This window comes from Vibrio spartinae (assembly GCF_024347135.1).
Taxonomy (GTDB): domain Bacteria; phylum Pseudomonadota; class Gammaproteobacteria; order Enterobacterales; family Vibrionaceae; genus Vibrio; species Vibrio spartinae.
Genome location: NZ_AP024908.1, coordinates 888,174 through 907,727, shown reverse-complemented (window position 1 = coordinate 907,727; position 19,554 = coordinate 888,174). Strand labels below are relative to the sequence as shown.

Genomic DNA, 19,554 nt, shown 5'->3' with positions numbered 1-19,554 from the left:
TATTTAAAAAATAGGTCAGCTTCGTAAAGTTTCAAGGAAGAAATTATGTCGGTACTCAAATATTTATCAATAAAAAACCGACTGATTGTGTTATGCATTGTACCAGTCATCATCATCAGTTGGGGGGCGTATCGATGGTTTATGCAAGTCGAGAGTCGCATGAGTGGCTACGCGAATACGATATATCGCATCTCAATTTTAGAGAAAATTTCTACACTGTCCGATCAATTTTACCAGGTGCTGGACCTCCGGCGGGAAACCGATGGGATCGAATCCCAGCAATTATTACGATTTCAGCAGGCAACGCAAGACGTTGCGGCTGCGCTCAAACAAAGTCAAGGCGGTGTGCTGGCTTACGGTGATCAACAGGTGCTGGCCTCCAACCTCGATGAATTGTCAAAACTGACAGAACGGCTGCCCGGTATTCAGGGGGATACCTTGATGGCTCAGTCATTGTGGGGATTTGATTTAATCTATGAAATGATGGTTGCTTTGCAAAAACCATCGGGCTATTTAGCACCTACGCATATTTATCAGATGGAAACAATGTTTGGTCAGTTAAGCTGGTTTCTATACTGGATTGAGCGGGAAACGTGGTTGATGCATGAAATCCAAAACAAGCGTCAGGTCGATGCTTTTATGCGCCAAGAGTATTTTGAAATTATTGCAAGACAGCAAACTTATTTAGAATATTTTATCAATTTCGGTGCCAGCGATGCGCAATTGAATCAGATGACCAAGTTCTTGTCTCAGCAGGAATTTCAACAGGCTAGTATTTTGAGAGACAAGGTGCTTTATGACCAAATTGAACCCCAACTGCTCAACAAATATATTGCCAGCCTTGAACGTAAGCAGGATGCATTGCGTCAGCTTGTGCTCGGTTATGCCAAGACGTTATCTCAAAAAATCCAGACACTGGTGAATCGTGATAAACAGTTTATCTATATGGCGATTGTGCTGGTGATTCTGACATTATCTGGTTTGATATTGCTGAGTATTAGCACGTCATATCGTATTTCGACCCGATTGAGCCGGATCTTACATGCGATGGCACAAATCAATGAAAAGTCACAGAGCAGCCATGTGGAGAATATTCCCGTTGAGGGATATGACGAATTTGCCCGTTTTGCGATTGGCATGAATGATGTGATGCAAACGTTGACTGAGCAGAAAATCCATCTGGTCAAAGCCAAAGAAGAAGCTGTCTCTGCCAATCGGGCAAAAAGTGCCTTTCTTGCCAACATGTCCCATGAGATTCGAACCCCGTTGAACGGGATTATCGGTTTAACGGAAATGCTCAGGATGTATGAGCTGACCGCACCTCAAAAAGAAGTGATTGCAGATATTGAAGTGTCTTCGCAAACATTACTGATCCTCATCAATGATATTTTAGACCTGTCTAAAATTGAATCTGGCCGACTGGCGATTTCACCGCACTCGTTCAATATCAGAGAACTCGTTTATGATGCAGTCAATATGCTGAATTCCAAGGCGGTTGCCCAATTTAACGAGTTGCAAGTGTCACTGGACCCGAAATTACCGACTCTTGTGATTGCTGATGAATTTCGTCTCAGACAGATTTTAATGAACCTACTGTCAAATGCCGTGAAATTTACCCGTGAAGGCAAGATCAGAACGGAAATCCTGTTTCAGGAGGCTCAGTCAACATTGATCTGCCGTATCAAAGATACCGGGATTGGTATTGAAGAAGACAAAATAGAGCAAATCTTTGAGCCGTTTAGTCAAGAGGATGACAGCATCACGCGGCGTTATGGCGGTACGGGGTTAGGGTTGCCGATCTGTAAGCAATTACTGACGCTGATGAACGGCGTGTTGACGGTTGAGTCGGTCAAGGGCAAAGGCAGTTGTTTTGAGGTGAGAGTCCCGCTCAAGCTGCCTGCGGAACAGCCGAAGCCTGAGCCACTCGCATTTCGGGCATTGCTGATTTCGAACAGTTCGGTGTACAGTGCGCAAATCCATCAGGAGTGTCAACGGCTCGGCGGGGAGTTGAACAGAATCGAGTCATTGGATGACATTGGCCAAAAGCTTGACCGCTCATTAGATACCATTTTGTATTGTCCTTGTCTGACACGCAATGCCAGCCAAGAGATTGAAAAACTACGTCAGCTTTTTCCATCAGTAAGAATTGTCACTTGCCAGCATCATCTCTTCTTAAACCGGGCGTTGGTGAGCCTGACCGATGCAAATATTACCTTGCCGTTTTTGGGGGGCCGCATGGAGTCGGCCCTGCGGGAAACTCATCCGGGACTTCATCAACCCACGCAGGGAAAAAACAGAGGGGCAGCCGACTCGCTCACCAAACGAGTTTTAGTGGTGGAAGATAATCTGATGAATCAGAAGATTGCCAGTTTCTTTCTCGATAAAGCCGATTTTGAATATACCGTGGTCAACAATGGTCAGGAAGCATTAGATGTCATGACGCAGGGCGGTCAGTATACCGCGGTATTGATGGATTGCATGATGCCCGTGATGGATGGTTTTACTGCCACGCGTAAAATCCGCCACTGGGAAATTGAAAATCAACGTGGACACATCCCCATTATTGCGTTGACGGCCAGTGTGCTCGATGAAGATATTACCAAATGTTATGAAGCAGGTATGGATGCATACCTGCCAAAGCCTTATAAAGCAGAGCAACTGCTCGAAATGCTTAACTCATTTCAGGTGTCGTCACCCCGATAAACTGACAGGCTGAACTAACGGGTATTGCATTGCCTAAACGGGTATCGCTAACGGACATGATTTAACGGATATCGCTTAATGGATATTGCTTAACGGGCATGATTTAACGGATATTGCTATCCGTGAGGTTGCTCAGCTCGCTGAGCGGTATCCAGCAGACACCGACACCGGCTTGATTGAACATATCCTGACTGACCTGAATTTTATCCCCCCAGCGGGAGAGAAAGTCTTGGCTCTGTTCAGGACAGTAAACGGTGGTGATGCCGGTTTGGATGATTTTGGCTGCACAATTGGGGCAGGGAAAGTGCGTGACATAAATGTCGCAGCCATCCAGATCACGTTTGGCGAAGAGGATCGCGTTTTCCTCCGCGTGCAGGGTTTTCAGATATTTCATATCCCGATCATCGATATCGACGCTATCGGAGATACCATGTGGATAGCCATTGAATCCGACGGAGACGATGCGGTTCTGTTTGGTAATTACGGCACCAACCTGAGTGGAAGGATCTTTACTCCAGGACGAGACCAGTTCGGCCATCTGATAGAAGCGGTGAACCCATTTTGACATCATGTCTGATAACCCTACGTTATTTTCGTCTATTGATATCACGCAGTTTATATTGAATCCGGCGTGGAGGGAACCGGGGGATTTTTAGGATATTTTTTGTAAGAGATCTCTTACATGGTTTGTGAGATATGGCTGTTTGTATGTCAGTCTTATATGCACATTAATATTTTAATTGCATGATAGATATGTACTTTTTGATTTTTGTGAAGTCCGTCGGTGCGATTGTTTTTGTCCCGATGATTTGCACGAAAATCGAATTCGCGTATTCTGAAACTGTCGGTAGGATGCTGACAGGAACAGGAAAGGCCCAAGGATTGGTCATCTTCAGGAAGAAGATTCGATGGTTCAGGATGACTCATCGGCATGGATCGCAAAGGGACACCCGCCAAGATGGCGATGTAATGGAATGCGCTGAAGGACTCAGCAGACTATCAGGGAATAGATGCAGGGAGCACATTGAGTAGCTGGATTGCTGCAAGTAAGAACCGAAACCCCATCAAGCCTCGCTTGATGGGGTTTTCTATTTGCATTCCGGTTAACGGTGTGTAGGATAAGCTGCGTTTTCAATAGATGAAGGTTAAGCATATGCAAGCTGAGGTTACTTGGGTTGATGGATTGAAATTTATGGGTCAGTCCGGGTCGGGTCATTCGATTGTCATGGATGGCAGCGGTGGTAAAACGGCACCGAGTCCGATGGAAATGGTATTGATGGCTGCCGGAGGCTGTAGCTCAGTCGATGTCGTTGACGGGCTGAAATCGGCAGGGCAGCGAGTCACCGACTGCCGGGCGAAGCTGACTACGGAGCGTCGTGATACAGCGCCGCGTCTGTTTACTCAGATCCATATCCATTTTCAGGTTGCCGGTGAAGCACTGGATCCGGCGATTGTGAGCAAAGTGACCGCCGATTCACTGGAGAAATACTGCTCCGTCTGTCTGATGCTCGGACAAGGCGTAGAAATGCGTCATAGCTGGGAAATCATTGCAGCGGATACTGAAAATTGCTGATGCCATGCGTTGGTGAATACGTTACAGAACAGAAAAATAAACAAAAATGATGGTGTAAAAATCAGTCGATGATGAGGTGCTGATGAGAAAAAATAAATCGACTTGGCGGCTTCATCCTCAGTTTGCCGTGAAACAGGCACCTTCAGATGTTTTTATGAATTTCGAAGCGTTTGTTTCGAATACGGAAACACGCATTCACAGCCATCCTTGGGGGCAAGTGCAACTAATTTCCGGTGGCATTTTAGAAATGGAAGCCGAGGCAACTCGCTTTCTTGCGCCCCCGCATTTGGCGATCTGGGTACCGGCTGGTGTCGTGCATCGCAGCTATAATCGCAAGCCGCTCGATTACTGCTCGCTCAATATTGATCAGTCCCTGACCCCGGCATTTCCGCAGCAGACCAGCTTACTGAAAATCACACCGATTGTGCAGGCGATTATTGAAGATTTTCGCCAGCGGCATGTGAGTGTACCGCAGAGCGAAGCGGATCAGCGACTGATTGAGGTTTTGCTCGATCAACTGTCCGCGCAGGAGACCGAACTCCATTTCTTACCCTCATCAACCCATAAATATCTCTCGCCAATCCTGGCAGCGGTTGAAGACAATCCTGCCGATGATACCCCTTTAAAAATTTGGGCAGCGCGGGTACATACCACGGAACGGACACTGGCACGCTGTTGTCAGAGTGAACTAGGGATGAGTTTCACCGAGTGGCGGATGCGGGTTCGCTACCTGCATTCGATGGAGTTGCTGCGTCGTGGCTGCTCAGTTAAAGAGGTTGCGTACACCCTGGGTTACCGTCAGGCCAGCCCGTTCATCAGTATGTTTAAAAAATATGCAGGTGTGACCCCAGAGCAGTATAAGCACCGTTTCCTCGCCCTTGATGAGTGAGTATCCACTCGTTATTGCCTTATTTTCCCGCTTTTTCTTCGCGGTTTTTTGCCATGATGTGGTACTGGATTGATGTGCTTGTCTTACTCCGAGGATCGGGTCATGATAAGTGCCGCATTTCAAGCCGATTTATTTTCAATAAAGACAGAATGAGAGAACCTTTTTATGGCCGGAGTCAGCTTACTTACTCTTCTTGATGATATCGCGACCCTGCTCGACGATATTGCGGTGATGTCTAAAGTGGCAGCCAAAAAGACGGCCGGGGTGCTGGGGGATGATCTGGCGCTGAATGCGCAGCAGGTCTCTGGTGTGGCGGCTGAGCGTGAAATTCCCGTCGTATGGGCCGTTGCGAAAGGCTCGCTGCGCAATAAAGTGATTCTCGTCCCGATTGCGTGGGGTTTAAGCCAAGTCGCTCCGTGGTTAATCATGCCATTGTTGTTGCTCGGTGGGTTATATCTCAGTTTTGAAGGGGCAGAGAAAGTGATTGAAAAGTATGGTCATTCACCACATCAGGACGCCGAACAAGCACAACAGGAAGAGGACGAGAGTTCGCTGTCTCTTGAAGCGTATGAAAAGCGTAAAGTCGCAGGGGCAATCCGCACCGATTTTATTCTGTCCGCAGAGATCATTGTCATTGCGTTGGGGACGGTGCAGGGGCAGTCAGCCCTTGATCAAATCTTAGTGATGAGTTTTGTCGCGGTATTAATGACGGCGGGCGTTTATGGATTGGTCGCCGGGATTGTCAAACTCGATGATCTCGGATTCTATCTCGAACGACGTTCTCAAGGCCGGGGCATTTTTCATGTGATAGGGCAGATGCTGATTCACGCGGCTCCGCGGTTTATGAAAATCCTGACCGTGGTCGGCACGCTGGCGATGTTTCTGGTGGGGGGCAGTATTATCACTCACCAGATTATGTTATTGCATCATGGTATTGAGTCATTCGTCCATTGGATACCGGATATCTCTCTGATGCATTCAGTCGGTCGTCTCATCGGGCAGAGTCTCATCGGTTTTCTCGCTGGGTTAATTTTGGCGGGGATATGGATATTGGGACACCGACTGTTTGCCCGTTCTTCGCAGTGAACCGGATGTTTGGCGTATTGTCTTTGTAAACCGTGAGCTGTAATTGTTCTCGCCTATTTTCCCCATCGGCTTCATAGACCCGTGTTTCCGATGCAGGGATGTGTACATCACGCATCTCGATGTGTCTGTTATCGCCCGACTTGTTTTTTAAACAGTCACTCGTGAGTGTCTGACACCATAGATATCATACCCCTCGAAGATCTAAGCATAAATACAACGCATGAGGTGTGGTTTACAGTTTAGACCGATGACATATAATGCGTTTTAACTCAATCGATTAGATGAAAAATATTATACTAACAACTGTAATGTAAGGATATTAAGAAGAATGAACGATCAGCAACAAAAATCAGATTGGACAGCTGAGTATTTATTTAAACCGTGGGGGATGATCATTCTTTTGATGTGCGGTAGTGGTCTCATTTCTGCAATCCACCCCAATATTCATTTAAGTCTTGATAACATTAAAATAGGATTTCAACTGTTTTCAAAAGAAAGTTACGGATACTATACGATGTGGTGTGCAATGATGGCTTTTATATTTTCATCATTGCTGTTTTACCTCGGCACTCCCGATTCAAAATGGGAAAACTTTTTCAAGTCAATTAAAGCTCAACTGTTCTCACTGATTGTTGGCATGTTCTGGTTTCTCATATTATTGATGATTTTGCAATTAAGTGACTGGATAAAAATGGCGTTTCCGTGGCAACTTTTGGTTGTGTCTGCGTTAGCAGCTTTGATGGATGGATTACTGATATATTTAAACAAGAAAATTTCATCGGTCGGAAAATTTGTTGGCGTTGGGTTATTTTTTGCCATTGTCATTGTCGCGCCTTTTTATCTACCATTTTTTAAGTCATAGTTCGTAGCAAAATCAACTTATGCGCGATTTCAAAAAGTGATCCTCTTATATGAGCAGCAGAGCAGACTTAGAACTGGCGCTCACGGACCTCATAATCAACTTATTTCTCAAGCTGAATGCCTTGCTGGACGCGTGTTTAGCTTTTGTAAACGAGCAACTCCCCCTTACCAACGGGGACTAATGAAGTGCTGAGGTTGCTTTGATGACTTAACCAGCATGTAAATGCTTCAAGCTCATCTTGATGAGAAGTCGCATTGTCACAAACGAGCAGACCACCGGGCTTGAGGCACTGAAATAACCGTTCAGCTAATGCGACATAGGTTTTTCGGTCTGCATCGAGGAAAATAAAATCCATCTGTTCAGGAACATCGGTTAGCACTTCATTGACGTCACCAACTAGCTGAGTCACCTTTGAACCAACATTCGCTATTGCAAAGTTGACGCTGGCTTCTCTGACCTTTTCCGGGTTCGCTTCAACTGTGTAAACCATGCCGCTGTCTTGAAGTGCAGACGCCAGCCAAATGGTTGAATATCCGTTAGATGTGCCGATCTCTAAGATTTGATTTGCACCGGTGGCCTTCACGAGTACAGAGAGAAACTCACCAGTATCTCTTGTGATATTGAGATATTTCTTTGATTTATCAGATTGAGCCTGGTCATTCTCGATACCAAGTCGCTCTAGCTTTTCCATGATTTCTTGTCGTTCCATTGTATTTTTTCTATCACATTTGGGGTTAGACTAAACATGAATATAGATCAAAGTTGTTCCTTGAGGGATCCCCAAAGGCTGATCAGTCATTTATTGAAACGCAGTGCCATGATTGTCTAACGTTTCTTTACCACACATCGTACATACGACATATCTGTCGGTTAACTCCAACGACGCGCCAGCAGGTAAAGAGGCGGCAGAACCACTAAAGAAACCATCCAGAAATGCTTTGAACTGCTCTTTTTTAGATTGACCGTATTTCGATGGTTTTTGCTTCATCACCTCTTTGTGCTCAGTGTCCTGCCCGCAATTTTCACAAAATCTAGTCTTCATCCTGATATCCTTGAAATAGTCATACATTGATGAATGTACCATTTTCGCTTTTCTCACGTTTGACATGTCAGCACACTTTAACACTGTGTTATATTTTTCTTTTGACATCAGTGAATGAAGGAAATGATGAGAAAAATCATCTTATGTGTTCTGTGTTGCTTCAGCTCGGCAAGCTGGGCAACGATAGGGATCGCTGAAGAAAACTACCACGATCTTGAAAGGCAGAGGACCATCGAGACTAGGCTTTTCTATCCTGCCGCGATGTCGGAAGCAGAAAGCGTTTTCGCTGCAAACGTTGCCTTCTATGGATTTAAAGCGGTCAAAGACGCACCGCCAACGGGGAAGAAGTTACCGCTGTATATTCTCGTTCACGGCACGTCAGGGAACTGGAAGAACCTATCATGGCTGGGGAGCTACCTGACTGAGAATGGTGCTTTCGTTGTGTCAGCGAACCATCCGGGGTATACCACAGGGCAAGCGACGCCTGAGCGTGTCCTGAGAATGTGGGAGCAACCGCGCGATGTCTCTTTCCTGATCGATCAGATCCTCTCAAGTGATTACGCGAACCATATAGACAAAGATAATATAACAGTCATCGGTTACTCGCTTGGCGGCTATACTGCACTGGCATTAGCCGGCGCCAGATTCGATATTTCGGGGTATCAGACATATTGTCATCAACACCGTGATGACTCTTGTAAGTATTACGGCAATGCGTTCCATGGCCTTTCTCAACCGGATCATCAGATGATCGCTGGTGACTACAGGGATGAACGTGTCACAAAAGCAATTGCCATCGCGCCGGGCTATGTTCCTGCTATATTGCCGCAATCATTAGAGACGTTATCGGCCAAAACCATGATTGTTGGTGGAGAACTGGATAAGACGATTCCGCCAAAATTACAAATTCTGCCTTATATCACGACTCACCAGAGGCAACTTTCTTACCAAACAATCAAAGGTGCATCACACTTCAGTTTTATGCAAAACTGTAAGCCTCAGGCTGTGAAGATACTGGCAGAGGAAGGGGCGGCTTTTGTGTGCCAAGAAGCTGCTGATGTCGACAGAAAATCGATTCATCAAGCACTGCTTGACATTGTCAGTGGACAGAAATTAAGCATATAGCAAGCGGTTTAGCGTGATTTGTAACGTTCTGCTATGGGCCCTGTCTATCCCGAAGCCTGCGGCACTAGCATCATGATGTGCAGTCCGTTCCTTCCCCCTGCTGTTATCGTATAACGAAAAGAGCGGATTGCACCAATACCAATATACTCTTCCACGATTATATCGCGGGCCTATGCCCGCTCAACAGGCTCAAGCGTCTGATTTGACCTGCCATGCGATGGTTTCACCAGCGCGGATCGGCACGACGGTTTCGCTGCCGAACGGCATCACTTCAGGCACTTGCCAAGGGGTCTTGACCAGAGTGATGGTGTCGGAATTACGGGGTAAGCCGTAGAAATCCGGGCCGTGATGACTGGCAAAGCCTTCGAGAGATTCCAATTTACCCGCCTGTTCAAAGACTTCTGCATACAGTTCAATCGCAGCGTGCGCGGTATAAGAGCCGGCACAGCCACAGGCATTTTCTTTGTTGGCTTTGGTATGCGGGGCAGAGTCGGTGCCGAGGAAGAATTTCGGGCTGCCGGATGTCGCGGCTTGAATCAGGGCTTGCTGATGCGTATTGCGTTTGAGGATCGGCAGACAGTAGTAGTGCGGCTTAATCCCACCGACCAACATGTGATTACGGTTATACAAAAGATGGTGCGCGGTGATCGTGGCCGCGACATTAGGGCCGGCTTGTGTCACAAATCGGACTGCATCCGCCGTGGTGATGTGTTCGACGACGATCTTCAAATCAGGGAAATCACGCACAATCGGTGCCAGCACTTCGCTCAGAAAGGTGGCTTCCCGATCAAAAATATCAACGTCATGGTGGGTAACTTCACCGTGGATCAGTAGCAACATGCCCGTCTCTTGCATGGTTTTGAGAACGGGATAAATGGTGCTGACCGAGGTGACCCCCGAATCGGAATTGGTAGTTGCACCGGCCGGGTACAGCTTGGCTGCCACAACAACGCCGGATGATTTGGCCTGTTGAATCTCTTCGGGTGTGGTGTTATCGGTGAGATAAAGCGACATCAGAGGCGTGCAGCCGGGCTGAGGCTGAGCATCGATGATGCGTTGGCGATACGCCTGAGCCATGTCGGTGGTGGTGGTCGGTGGAACCGTATTGGGCATAATCAGGGCACGGCCATTGTAGCGACTGATATCTCTGACTGTGTCTGGCAAAACGTCTCCGTCCCGCAGGTGTACGTGCCAGTCGTCGGGTCGGGTCAGTGTGAGTATTGTCATGAAAGATTCCACCTTTATCTCTGATGCTAAAATGTCAGTTCACCCGTGTTGGTTTGGGGGAACTCAGTGAATGCGTGTGAATCATAGAAGAAAAAGTAATCCATTTCATCTATTAAATCCGGGCGGCTCGATAAAAGGTAATCGTTGCGCTTGGATGGGCGATTTATCATGATATGCTTATCGGTCATGATTCAAAAACAAGGGAAAGTCGTATGTCAGCAAAAGTCGATCAGATTCATATTTATCCGGTGAAATCCGTGGGTGGAATTTCGCTATCACAAAGCTGGGCGGATAAAGAAGGGTTGGCATTTGATCGACGCTTTATGTTGGCGTTAGCAGACGGCAGCATGGTGACCGCGCGAAAATTTCCCCGTCTGGTGACGGTGCGTTCGGCACTGATGCCTGACGGCGTGCTGTTTCAGGTTGAGGGTGAAGAGCCGCTGCGGATCCGCTATGCGGATTTTAAAATGCAGGAAATTGCCACCACGGTTTGGCATGATTCCTTCACGGCTTACACCACCACCGATGAAGCGAATGATTGGTTTAGCCGAGTGATTGAGCGGCAGGTTGAACTGGTCTTTACCGGTGAGCATTCACAGCGCTATCGTGAATCGGTTGGCAATACGGTTGGGTTTGCGGATGGCTATCCCTTGCTGATCATCAGCCAAGGCTCATTGGATGAATTGAATCGTCGCAGTCCTGAGCAACATGTGATGCAACAGTTCCGAGCCAATATTGTGGTTTCCGGTACTGAAGCTTTTGCCGAAGATGGCTGGAAGCGTATTCGGATCGGCACCGCTGAATTTGAACTCGTTAAACCCTGTAAGCGCTGTATTTTAGCCACAGTCGAGCCGGAGCGCGGTCAGTTGAGAGCGTCGCAAGAGCCACTGAAAACATTGCTACAATTCCGGCGCGGCACATCAGGCGGTGTTTTTTTCGGCCAGAATATGGTGGTTCGGACTGCGGGGATGATTCAGGCCGACGATGTTGTGGAAGTGCTCGAATATAAAGAAAAAGAGCAATATCCGGATGAGCAACCGCAGTGGCAAACGCTGACTTGTGTCGAAAAAGAAGAGATCGCCCGGGATTTTGTGACCTTCTGGCTGGAGCCACAGCAGGGACAAACCCTGACTTATCAGCCGGGGCAGCATTTACCGATTGCGTTAACCATCAACAGGGAAACGATCAATCGTCACTATACCTTGTCTTCCAGTCCGTCCCGGCCGGGACGACTGGCGATTTCAGTCAAGCGTGTCAGTGATGGTCAGGTGTCGAACTGGTTGCTTGATCATTTTCAAATCGGAGATGTCCTTCAGGCACAAGCGCCGGGCGGTCAGTTTCATTTGCAGTCCGATTCATCCCATTATCCGTTGTTGCTTCTCTCTGCCGGCAGTGGCGTGACCCCGATGCTATCGATGTTGCGCTATCTGGCGGATCATCAACAAATGCGGGATGTGGTGTTTTATCATCAGTGCCGCTCGGTGGATGATATTCCGTGTCGTGAAGAGTTAGAACATTTGAATCATCAGCATTCTGGTTTGAAGGTCATTATTTCGCTCACACAGCCCCCGCAGGACTGGTTTGGTCTGAAAGGGCGGTTTTCCCTATCGCATTTGCGACAGGTGCAAGATGTGGAACGGCGGCAGGTGTTTGTTTGCGGGCCGGACGGCTTTATGAAAAAAGCGAAAAACCTCCTGATGAAAGCAGGTTTGCCGGCGCACTATTATCATCAAGAAGCATTCGGGACTCAGAAAATTGCTGAACGGCCATATCTGAACGTGATGCTGACAATGAACGGCGAAACGGTGGCGGGGAATAATCAACAGACGTTGCTGGAACAGGCGGAAGATCAGGGGATTGCAATCAGCAATAGTTGTCGGGCCGGATTGTGTGGCTCTTGCCGGGTGAAAGTGACACAAGGGCGAGTGTCTCAGCCGGATGTCCCGGCATTGGACGATAAAGATCGCCAAGCGGGGGTGGTCTTGGCGTGTTGCTGCGTGCCGGATACCGACCTTGAGATCAGTTATTAAGGCATTACGTTATCCAACCGGCGTATCCGTCAAGCGATACGCCATGATTCATGGTGCGGCAGCATCATTACATGTCGCGGTTTAATCCCAGCAAACTCTGGCGCAACTGGTGAAGTTGCGCCCGTTGTCCGTCAAAAAGCTGATCGGCGACTTGATTTGCGGAGACACCGGATTGCATTTTTTTCTGTGCTTCACGTAATAGCAGAATGAGATGGACTTCCGGTGAAATACCCTCAACAGGTTGAGGAGACTGGGTTTGCCACTGCTTGAGTAAATGCGTGAATTTGTTCTCACGCAGCTCAGGGCGGAAATGCAGCACTTCATCGGTGAGTACACCGAGCAGATGTGGGTAAACCGTCATTTGCGGTGTGGTCTCGGCAAGGCGTGCCAATACCGCGCGACATAAGGTGCTGAGTGGCACAAATCCCGCCTGAGGCGGAAAATTGTGGCGCAGGCGAGCTGAAAATTCGATGCGAGTCAGACGTGTTTGCGGAAAAATCGTTAATGCATGCAGACACTGGCAGGGGATCCACAGAGCTTGGTTTGCAGTGGCTGCGTATTCATGCTTGCCTAATTTCAATAACACCATGCCTTGCTCGACGAGAAGAAGCACGTGTTTCAGCGATTTTTTTCGAGCGGTGATCTGGAGGTAGTCGGTCGTGGCTGAGTCTACTTGAATGGCGTAGTGCATGGCTGGTCTCTCTTTCTCAAACGCGCATAGGTTAACTTGTCCATCAGCAAAAGCCAAATAAACTCAGCTATACTCAACGGGTTGCTCTTTATTGAGTATGGCAGTGATGACAAAAGGATGAGATCGATTTCATCTTTACATCCGAGAATCATACTATACTGGTCAGACCAGGAGGTCAGTTTTCTAACAATAGCTGCGAATCAGAGGAAGTGTGCGTAGAATGGGCCAGTTTTTTTCGAATCATATAGTATTATAATGACATCAATCACCGATCCTTATGCAGAAATTCGTCCTTATGAAGACGATGAAATTCCTGCAGCTATCAATCGTCTCATTGAAGACGATGAATTTATTCATGCAATTGTTAAGCATCGATTCAAGCACCATGCCGGGTGGAAACAAACCCTGATGAGTCCTTGGGTCAAAATGTATCTGAAGATCAAATGGCGGAAACTGACTTCCGTTGAAGCCATTCAGCTTGAAGTAAAAAAATACCTTGATCAAACATTAGAGACGACAACCGATGGCGTGACATATTCTGGTCTGGACAAACTGGATAAAAATCAGGCTTATCTGTTTGTGTCTAACCATCGTGACATTGCGATGGATCCGGCGCTGGTGAACTATGGCTTGCATATTTCCGGTCACCAAACGGTGAGAATCGCGATTGGTGACAATCTGTTACGTAAGCCGTGCGCTACGGAGCTGATGAAACTGAATAAAAGCTTTATCGTCAAGCGCTCTGCCAAAGGGCCACGCGAGATGATGAAAGCACTGGCAACGCTCTCCGGTTATATTAAAAGTTCGTTGGATACGGGTCATTCTATCTGGATTGCCCAGCGTGAAGGGCGGGCAAAAGACGGCAATGATTTTACGGATCCGGCCATTCTGAAAATGTTTCATGTGGAAGGGCGCAGTCAAAAAATTGATTTTGCCACGTATGCCAAGTCGCTGAAGATTGTACCAGTGGCGATTGCGTACGAAAATGATCCCTGTGATTTGGCTAAAGCCAGAGAGCTGTACGAAAAAGCGACGCTGGGCGCTTATGAAAAAAGAGAATTTGAAGATATTGAGAGTATCATTCAGGGGATCGTGGGCGAAAAAGGACGCATTCATGTGACATTTGGTGACGTGATTGATCAGGATTTCGCAACACCGGACGCGCTGGCAGAAGAGATTGATCGGCAGATTCATCAACATTATCAGTTGTTTCCAATCAATTTACTGGCTGCCGGATGTGAAGGGGATGAAGTGACCCCGGCAACCCGGGAGATACTGAAGCAAAAGCTCGCAAGTTTGCCGGAAGGGGCGCATGAATATCTGCTCGCCAGCTATGCCAACCCGGTGAAAAACAAGCCACAAGCTTAAGTGTGTCATCGAGCTCAAGTTGTCTGGCAAAATGAAGTTGTCTAGTAAAATGAAGCTGTCTGGCAAAAACGAAGCAATCCGACAAAAGCTCAGACCATGTTGGTGAGCAAGCAGTCATATGAGCAGACAGTAATATGAGCGGATAGTAATATGAGCAGATGGTCATATAAACAGAAAAGTCATATAAACAAACAGTAATATAAACAGGCAATAACGGGTGATTCACCGTAGCAAGGTTATCTTGCTACGGCACCACCCAGCGTTAGATTTTTCGGCCATTTTTTGATGCTGTTTCCCCCCAAATAGATGTTTCCTTTCACCGTCATTGTTTCCGGAAATGCATGGATTCCTGAGCCGCTGAGATATAAGTTTCCGTCCACAATCAGGCCATCAGGGAGCTCAGTCAGTGGGGTACGAATGACACTCAAGTCACCTTTAACTCTGAGTCTGACGGGCAGTTTTTCTAATGGCGTATCGGTAAAATTGAGGTAACCACCGACCCGGATACCGCGCGGCCAACGCTTAATTTGGGAACCGAGTAAGTTGGCATAGCCTTTAATTTTGGTGCCGGGATACACAGTTTCTAACTGGCAGTTGGCTGCAATCAGACCCCCTTGAATATCGATGCCTCTTGGCAGCGCACGAATCGGGGTTCGGGAAATATTCAGATCGCGTTTAATTACCAGGCCGGATGGTAATTTAGTGAATGGCTTGCCACTGAGATCCAAATTGCCGTAATTATCCAGATAATTGAGGATCTGATAGTGATTCAGCCCTTGAGCGGTGGCGATCTGAGCAAAGCTAAACGTCAGTAATCCGAGCAACAGAGTCAGAAGCGAACGCACTGCATATCTGAATATAAAAATGTTGAACATAAAAACGCTGAATATAAACGGTGAATAGATGCAGTATGGCGGATCGATGAATGGCTTGCAATGCTGAACGGTGGGTTAAAAATCACGGCACCGGTTGCTGTCGAGAGCGACATCAGATGGCTTGCTGTGAGATACATATAGGCAAGGCAATACAAATAATTGACCACAGACACAAGGTATTCGTAGCTGTGGTCAAAACTCACAGAATCCCCTAGATGGTTCTGTGATTGATATTCATCGGTGTGGCATGAGATGAATGATTTATCCGCGGACCAGAGAGCGGGATTTGAGTTCAAAAATCAGTTTTTCGGCACTGACTTCAAACTGAAAACGGGCATGGAGTTCTTGTGCCTCGTCAGTGATTGGTGTGGTTTCATATTTCACATCAGCGCAGACTTGTTTCGCGAGTGCAATGTATTTGTCAAGTTCAGCCTGAAGTGCTGTTGCGTCATTTGCGATGACAGTCACTTCTGCAACATCGTCACCTTCTTTGATGATATAGCCGATTTCACCGAATGTTCCGCAGGCTTCACAGATTTCGTTTTCTAGATTGTCATTTGTATTCATAAAGTTACCCCTTAGTCAGGAACTGATACTCGAATGTTCTGATCGTGTGATTGACAGATTATTGCCCGAGTATATACCTGAATCACTGCCAACAAGTTGATTTATCACAATGGTTGATCTGCGGTGCATGAAGATTGCCCAGTAACACGTTGATTTTGTGTAACAATTGGGGACATAGTGCTTAAGAAAGATTTATATGTGATTAAACTCTCATAATCATCAGGATTCATGCCAAGGGGGTAACAGAATTCAGGCGATATCATTGTTCTACTCAATAGATCTGAGATGATAACCGTTATATTCAGGCGCTATCATATCTGGGCGCTTGATTGAACACCATGCTATTCCAATTTGGTGACCTGATAGGAGAGAGTCAGGTGACGATATCAGCACATCAATGTGAGTCATCGTTTGATTTGAAGGGTGGGCCAGAATGTAACTTGAGGACAGCTTGAGTGGTGTTCATTCATTTTTGATTGAACGTTGGGAATGCCGATATTGCTGAGAAAGCAGAGAGGCAATTTGACTTCCCGTATTTTTTGCATGGATCATCAGGTGAAGTGCCTCTTACCTTGGCATCATGTGCTTACAAAAGGTGAGGCTCACCTCATTTTAAGAGAGTCACATTATGCCTAAGCGTAGCAGAGAAGACACAGAAATCACGATTCAGACAATTTTAGATGCCGTCGTCTATCAGGTGCTGAACCTTGGCTATGACCGTATGTCATATACGACACTCAGCCAACAGACGGGGATCTCCCGGACAGGGATCAGTCACCATTTTCCTAAAAAAACGGATTTTGCCACGGCATTGAATAGCCAGATTTTCCTGCTTTTTACATCCTATCTGGAATTGGAAAACGGCGTTACTGCATTCCGTCGAAGCTGGATGCAGGCATTGGAACACAGCGAGTTTGTCGCGATTTTAAGATTCCTTTTCCACCATATCATTTCTGCTGAACGTTCTGTCGATGTGTGCCGACAAGGATTAGAACGCATGTACCATCTGATTGAAGAGAAGCTGGGAACCGATGCGGATAAAGAGTTGGAATGGCTATTGGGAAAATCTCTCGTGGCAATGAGCAATCATGAAATTCTTGAACCGGAAGTGGTTTAATCCGGAAGCGGTTTAATCGAAGTTATATGTCCGGTGGATGAATCAAAAGGGCTGCATTTACAGCCCTTTTGATTTGTTTGCTGGTTGTGAATCATGTCATCGTTCTGAATAACATCAATGCCGCTCATGAACGATATTGATTCTTCCCCCGCCGTTAATGGAAAAAATCGACCTGATCTTTCAGGTGTTCTGCCAGAGATTGCAGTGATGAGGCGCTCTCGGCGGTTTTCGCATTGGTTTGTTGGCCTTGTTGGTTCAACTGACTGATTTCTGAAGCGCTTTGGGCAACATCGGCGGAAACTTGTGCCTGTTGCTCTGCCGTTGTTGCAATGGTTTGGGCTTGAGAAGCAATCGAATGAATCTGCTGCGCGATGGTTTCGAGTGATGTCCCGGCATTTTGAGACTTACTCATCATGCTATCCGCATGATGTTGACTATGCTGCATCAACTGAACGGCATTTTGAGTTGAATGTTTGAGCTTGTCGATAATGGTCACCACACTCTGAACCGATGTCTGCGTTCTTTGAGCCAACGTTCTGACTTCATCCGCAACCACCGCAAAACCACGCCCCTGATCACCAGCTCGTGCTGCTTCGATTGCCGCATTGAGAGCCAGCAGGTTGGTCTGTTCTGCCACTTCATCGATCATGTCCGTCACGGTTTGAATACTTTCACTGTCGGTTCTGAGCTGATTGATGGCTTGAGAGGATTGTGCCAACTGGTCATTCAATTGAGCCACATCAATACACACATCTTCCACCAAATTCAGACCAGATTGTGTATTATCATTGGCTTGTCGGACATTATCAGCAATCACTTCGACCTGCATGGCGACGTCTTTGGCAGAGGTTGCCATTTCTTCAATCGCCGTGACGACCTGCTCAACTTGTTCATGTTGACGCTCAGACTGAGTTAATCCGACATTGGCATCACTGAGCACACTCGCTGACTGATCCTGAACCTGATCACTAGTGGCGCGAATATTGCCGACCAAGTGATTGAGTTGAGTCATCATGGCCGCCGCACTATTGTACAGCCGGAGGATTTCATTTTTGGTTTCTTTGGCGCCCGTTTTGATGCTCTGGCTGATCTCCCCTTGTCCCAACCGTTCCATAATATGGCTTAAATTGATCAGTGGTTTAATCGTGTGGCTGAGGAAGAGTGCAATGATGACAAAGGTCGTACCGCCGACCAACGATGAAATCAGGACAATTAACTTCAGGAGTTCCTGACTGCCTTCGGTAATTTCATCAATATAGGTGCCACCGAGGAGTTTCCATTCCCAGCCGGGGACATCGGTATAGACAAGATAGCGTTCCTGAGTGTTACCACGAGAAGATTGATGGTAGCGAATCAAACCTTCATTATGTTTGAAAATATCGTGAAAGATGCTGTTTCCGTTTGCATCTTTTTCGGCAAGAATCGAGTCCGCTTGCATACTGTCACTGCTGAGCAGATATTTTCCTTGGGAATGTTCACGCGCATCTACGACCATGGTGCTACCCGTTCGACCCCACTTGATATGACTGAGATTACGTAAGAGCTTGGTGGTCACTTCTTCAACGGGAACCCCGATAAATGAAATGGCGACAACTTGCTGATGATGGTTTTTGAGCGGATTATAGTAAGTGAGATAGTGAGTTCCGAACAGTTCTACCTGAGCATAATAGGGCTCACCACGGCTGAGTTTTTCATACCCCGGGTGCGATTGTCCCAGCAGCGTCCCGACTGCTCGCGCGCCTTGTTTATTTTTCAATGAGGTCGAAACGCGCAGCCAGTCTTGACCCGTAGGCAGAAATAACGTGGCAATGGCACCGGTATCTCGTGTGAATTGATCAACAATATCTGTTGAGCCAATGATGCTTTTCCCGTTAATTGTGGCATCCGTTACTGGATATCCGCGGAAATCAACCACCTCATCCTGCCATGTTAATCCTTTCAGATAGCTGTTCTGAAAGGTTGATTCCAATGTTCTACTGGTATCAAGATAAGTGAAAAACTGTTGTGATATCGATTGAGCGATCCCCTCGACTTTAGATTGGTGATCGGTCAATGTTGAGTTTAAAAGAATACTCGCAGCACTGCGGTATACGAGTAATGCAATGGTTGAAAAAGAGATGATTAAGCAAAAGAGCATGATTACTCGTAATTGAGTGTTAATACTCTTGTTTTCGTAGTAACGAATCATAGGCGTCCTATAGTAAAAATGAATGAGCTAACGTCTATAGAGTTTCATTTTTGAGTGAATTAACTGATAGAAGAGCCAATATTGCGTGATTCGATTTAGTAGCACATTGACTTGGATTAACAATTAAGATTTTTGTATGAAAATAGGATTGACACGATCGCGTCATATCGGTGTGTTTTCGTGCATGATGATTCTTGTTTTATGCTACTTT

General features: G+C 46.8%; 17 protein-coding genes. 9 read left to right on the top strand and 8 right to left on the bottom strand.

The annotated features are described in order from the left end of the window. Nucleotides 1-45: 45 nt before the first annotated feature. Nucleotides 46-2,703, top strand: a complete 2,658-nt coding sequence (locus OCU60_RS21725; RefSeq protein ID WP_074375138.1) for a hybrid sensor histidine kinase/response regulator — start codon at nt 46-48, stop codon at nt 2,701-2,703. A 103-nt stretch (nt 2,704-2,806) separates the two neighbouring features. Here OCU60_RS21725 and OCU60_RS21720 read toward each other — a convergent pair whose 3' ends face one another. Then, complete coding sequence (locus OCU60_RS21720) at nt 2,807-3,274, bottom strand: dCMP deaminase family protein (protein WP_074375139.1); 468 nt, start codon at nt 3,272-3,274, stop codon at nt 2,807-2,809. A 582-nt stretch (nt 3,275-3,856) separates the two neighbouring features. On the opposite strand from OCU60_RS21720, the gene OCU60_RS21715 reads away from it, so the two are divergent. The 4 genes from OCU60_RS21715 (at nt 3,857) to OCU60_RS21700 (ending at nt 7,113) form a co-directional block, all read left to right on the top strand. Beyond that, nucleotides 3,857-4,276 carry an OsmC family protein gene (locus OCU60_RS21715; protein ID WP_074375141.1) on the top strand — a complete coding sequence of 140 codons (420 nt, stop codon included), beginning with the start codon at nt 3,857-3,859 and terminating at the stop codon, nt 4,274-4,276. 82 nt (nt 4,277-4,358) lie between these two features. Next, the gene (locus OCU60_RS21710) at nt 4,359-5,165 is read left to right on the top strand and encodes an AraC family transcriptional regulator (RefSeq protein ID WP_074375142.1); all 807 of its coding nucleotides are present in this window, start codon (nt 4,359-4,361) and stop codon (nt 5,163-5,165) included. Between the two features lie 165 nt (nt 5,166-5,330). Then, a complete protein-coding gene (locus OCU60_RS21705) occupies nt 5,331-6,251 on the top strand; it encodes a DUF808 domain-containing protein (protein WP_074375143.1) in 921 nt (306 codons plus the stop codon). Nucleotides 6,252-6,579: 328 nt separating this feature from the next. Next, nucleotides 6,580-7,113: a hypothetical protein gene (locus OCU60_RS21700; protein ID WP_074375144.1), complete on the top strand. Its 534-nt coding sequence runs from the start codon at nt 6,580-6,582 to the stop codon at nt 7,111-7,113. Between the two features lie 136 nt (nt 7,114-7,249). Here OCU60_RS21700 and OCU60_RS21695 read toward each other — a convergent pair whose 3' ends face one another. Both OCU60_RS21695 and OCU60_RS21690 read right to left on the bottom strand, forming a co-directional pair. Further along, complete coding sequence (locus tag OCU60_RS21695) at nt 7,250-7,822, bottom strand: O-methyltransferase (protein WP_074375145.1); 573 nt, start codon at nt 7,820-7,822, stop codon at nt 7,250-7,252. A gap of 90 nt (nt 7,823-7,912) precedes the next feature. Beyond that, nucleotides 7,913-8,155 (bottom strand): hypothetical protein, encoded by a 243-nt coding sequence (locus OCU60_RS21690; RefSeq protein ID WP_074375162.1) that lies wholly within the window; start codon nt 8,153-8,155, stop codon nt 7,913-7,915. Nucleotides 8,156-8,278: 123 nt separating this feature from the next. On the opposite strand from OCU60_RS21690, the gene OCU60_RS21685 reads away from it, so the two are divergent. Beyond that, nucleotides 8,279-9,280, top strand: a complete 1,002-nt coding sequence (locus OCU60_RS21685) for an alpha/beta hydrolase family protein (protein WP_159439505.1) — start codon at nt 8,279-8,281, stop codon at nt 9,278-9,280. A gap of 189 nt (nt 9,281-9,469) precedes the next feature. Here OCU60_RS21685 and pyrC read toward each other — a convergent pair whose 3' ends face one another. Beyond that, entirely contained in the window at nt 9,470-10,507 is a 1,038-nt protein-coding gene (gene pyrC / locus OCU60_RS21680; RefSeq protein WP_074375147.1) for a dihydroorotase, read from the bottom strand. A 212-nt stretch (nt 10,508-10,719) separates the two neighbouring features. Between pyrC and OCU60_RS21675 the strand changes: the two genes are divergently transcribed. Next, nucleotides 10,720-12,537 carry a hybrid-cluster NAD(P)-dependent oxidoreductase gene (locus tag OCU60_RS21675; protein WP_074375148.1) on the top strand — a complete coding sequence of 606 codons (1,818 nt, stop codon included), beginning with the start codon at nt 10,720-10,722 and terminating at the stop codon, nt 12,535-12,537. 67 nt (nt 12,538-12,604) lie between these two features. Here the strand turns inward: OCU60_RS21675 and OCU60_RS21670 are convergent, their stop codons facing one another. Continuing rightward, nucleotides 12,605-13,228 carry a cupin domain-containing protein gene (locus OCU60_RS21670; RefSeq protein ID WP_074375149.1) on the bottom strand — a complete coding sequence of 208 codons (624 nt, stop codon included), beginning with the start codon at nt 13,226-13,228 and terminating at the stop codon, nt 12,605-12,607. A gap of 255 nt (nt 13,229-13,483) precedes the next feature. On the opposite strand from OCU60_RS21670, the gene OCU60_RS21665 reads away from it, so the two are divergent. Then, nucleotides 13,484-14,596, top strand: a complete 1,113-nt coding sequence (locus OCU60_RS21665; RefSeq protein WP_074375150.1) for a 1-acyl-sn-glycerol-3-phosphate acyltransferase — start codon at nt 13,484-13,486, stop codon at nt 14,594-14,596. A gap of 236 nt (nt 14,597-14,832) precedes the next feature. On the opposite strand, the gene OCU60_RS21660 is transcribed toward OCU60_RS21665, so the two are convergent. Continuing rightward, nucleotides 14,833-15,471, bottom strand: a complete 639-nt coding sequence (locus OCU60_RS21660; RefSeq protein ID WP_074375151.1) for a leucine-rich repeat domain-containing protein — start codon at nt 15,469-15,471, stop codon at nt 14,833-14,835. A 261-nt stretch (nt 15,472-15,732) separates the two neighbouring features. Beyond that, entirely contained in the window at nt 15,733-16,038 is a 306-nt protein-coding gene (locus OCU60_RS21655; RefSeq protein WP_074375152.1) for a YfcZ/YiiS family protein, read from the bottom strand. A gap of 628 nt (nt 16,039-16,666) precedes the next feature. Between OCU60_RS21655 and OCU60_RS21650 the strand changes: the two genes are divergently transcribed. Further along, nucleotides 16,667-17,155, top strand: coding sequence for a TetR/AcrR family transcriptional regulator (locus OCU60_RS21650; RefSeq protein WP_074375153.1), 489 nt, complete (start codon nt 16,667-16,669; stop codon nt 17,153-17,155). 154 nt (nt 17,156-17,309) lie between these two features. Here the strand turns inward: OCU60_RS21650 and OCU60_RS21645 are convergent, their stop codons facing one another. Beyond that, nucleotides 17,310-19,343: a methyl-accepting chemotaxis protein gene (locus OCU60_RS21645; protein WP_074375154.1), complete on the bottom strand. Its 2,034-nt coding sequence runs from the start codon at nt 19,341-19,343 to the stop codon at nt 17,310-17,312. Nucleotides 19,344-19,554 lie beyond the last annotated feature (211 nt).

Coding starts and splice junctions, on each gene's coding strand:
- OCU60_RS21725 (WP_074375138.1), top strand. CDS start 46: ATGTCGGTACTCAAATATTTATCAATAAAAAACCGACTGATTGTGTTA.
- OCU60_RS21720 (WP_074375139.1), bottom strand. CDS start 3,274: ATGATGTCAAAATGGGTTCACCGCTTCTATCAGATGGCCGAACTGGTC.
- OCU60_RS21715 (WP_074375141.1), top strand. CDS start 3,857: ATGCAAGCTGAGGTTACTTGGGTTGATGGATTGAAATTTATGGGTCAG.
- OCU60_RS21710 (WP_074375142.1), top strand. CDS start 4,359: ATGAGAAAAAATAAATCGACTTGGCGGCTTCATCCTCAGTTTGCCGTG.
- OCU60_RS21705 (WP_074375143.1), top strand. CDS start 5,331: ATGGCCGGAGTCAGCTTACTTACTCTTCTTGATGATATCGCGACCCTG.
- OCU60_RS21700 (WP_074375144.1), top strand. CDS start 6,580: ATGAACGATCAGCAACAAAAATCAGATTGGACAGCTGAGTATTTATTT.
- OCU60_RS21695 (WP_074375145.1), bottom strand. CDS start 7,822: ATGGAACGACAAGAAATCATGGAAAAGCTAGAGCGACTTGGTATCGAG.
- OCU60_RS21690 (WP_074375162.1), bottom strand. CDS start 8,155: ATGAAGACTAGATTTTGTGAAAATTGCGGGCAGGACACTGAGCACAAA.
- OCU60_RS21685 (WP_159439505.1), top strand. CDS start 8,279: ATGATGAGAAAAATCATCTTATGTGTTCTGTGTTGCTTCAGCTCGGCA.
- pyrC (WP_074375147.1), bottom strand. CDS start 10,507: ATGACAATACTCACACTGACCCGACCCGACGACTGGCACGTACACCTG.
- OCU60_RS21675 (WP_074375148.1), top strand. CDS start 10,720: ATGTCAGCAAAAGTCGATCAGATTCATATTTATCCGGTGAAATCCGTG.
- OCU60_RS21670 (WP_074375149.1), bottom strand. CDS start 13,228: ATGCACTACGCCATTCAAGTAGACTCAGCCACGACCGACTACCTCCAG.
- OCU60_RS21665 (WP_074375150.1), top strand. CDS start 13,484: ATGACATCAATCACCGATCCTTATGCAGAAATTCGTCCTTATGAAGAC.
- OCU60_RS21660 (WP_074375151.1), bottom strand. CDS start 15,471: ATGTTCAACATTTTTATATTCAGATATGCAGTGCGTTCGCTTCTGACT.
- OCU60_RS21655 (WP_074375152.1), bottom strand. CDS start 16,038: ATGAATACAAATGACAATCTAGAAAACGAAATCTGTGAAGCCTGCGGA.
- OCU60_RS21650 (WP_074375153.1), top strand. CDS start 16,667: ATGCCTAAGCGTAGCAGAGAAGACACAGAAATCACGATTCAGACAATT.
- OCU60_RS21645 (WP_074375154.1), bottom strand. CDS start 19,343: ATGATTCGTTACTACGAAAACAAGAGTATTAACACTCAATTACGAGTA.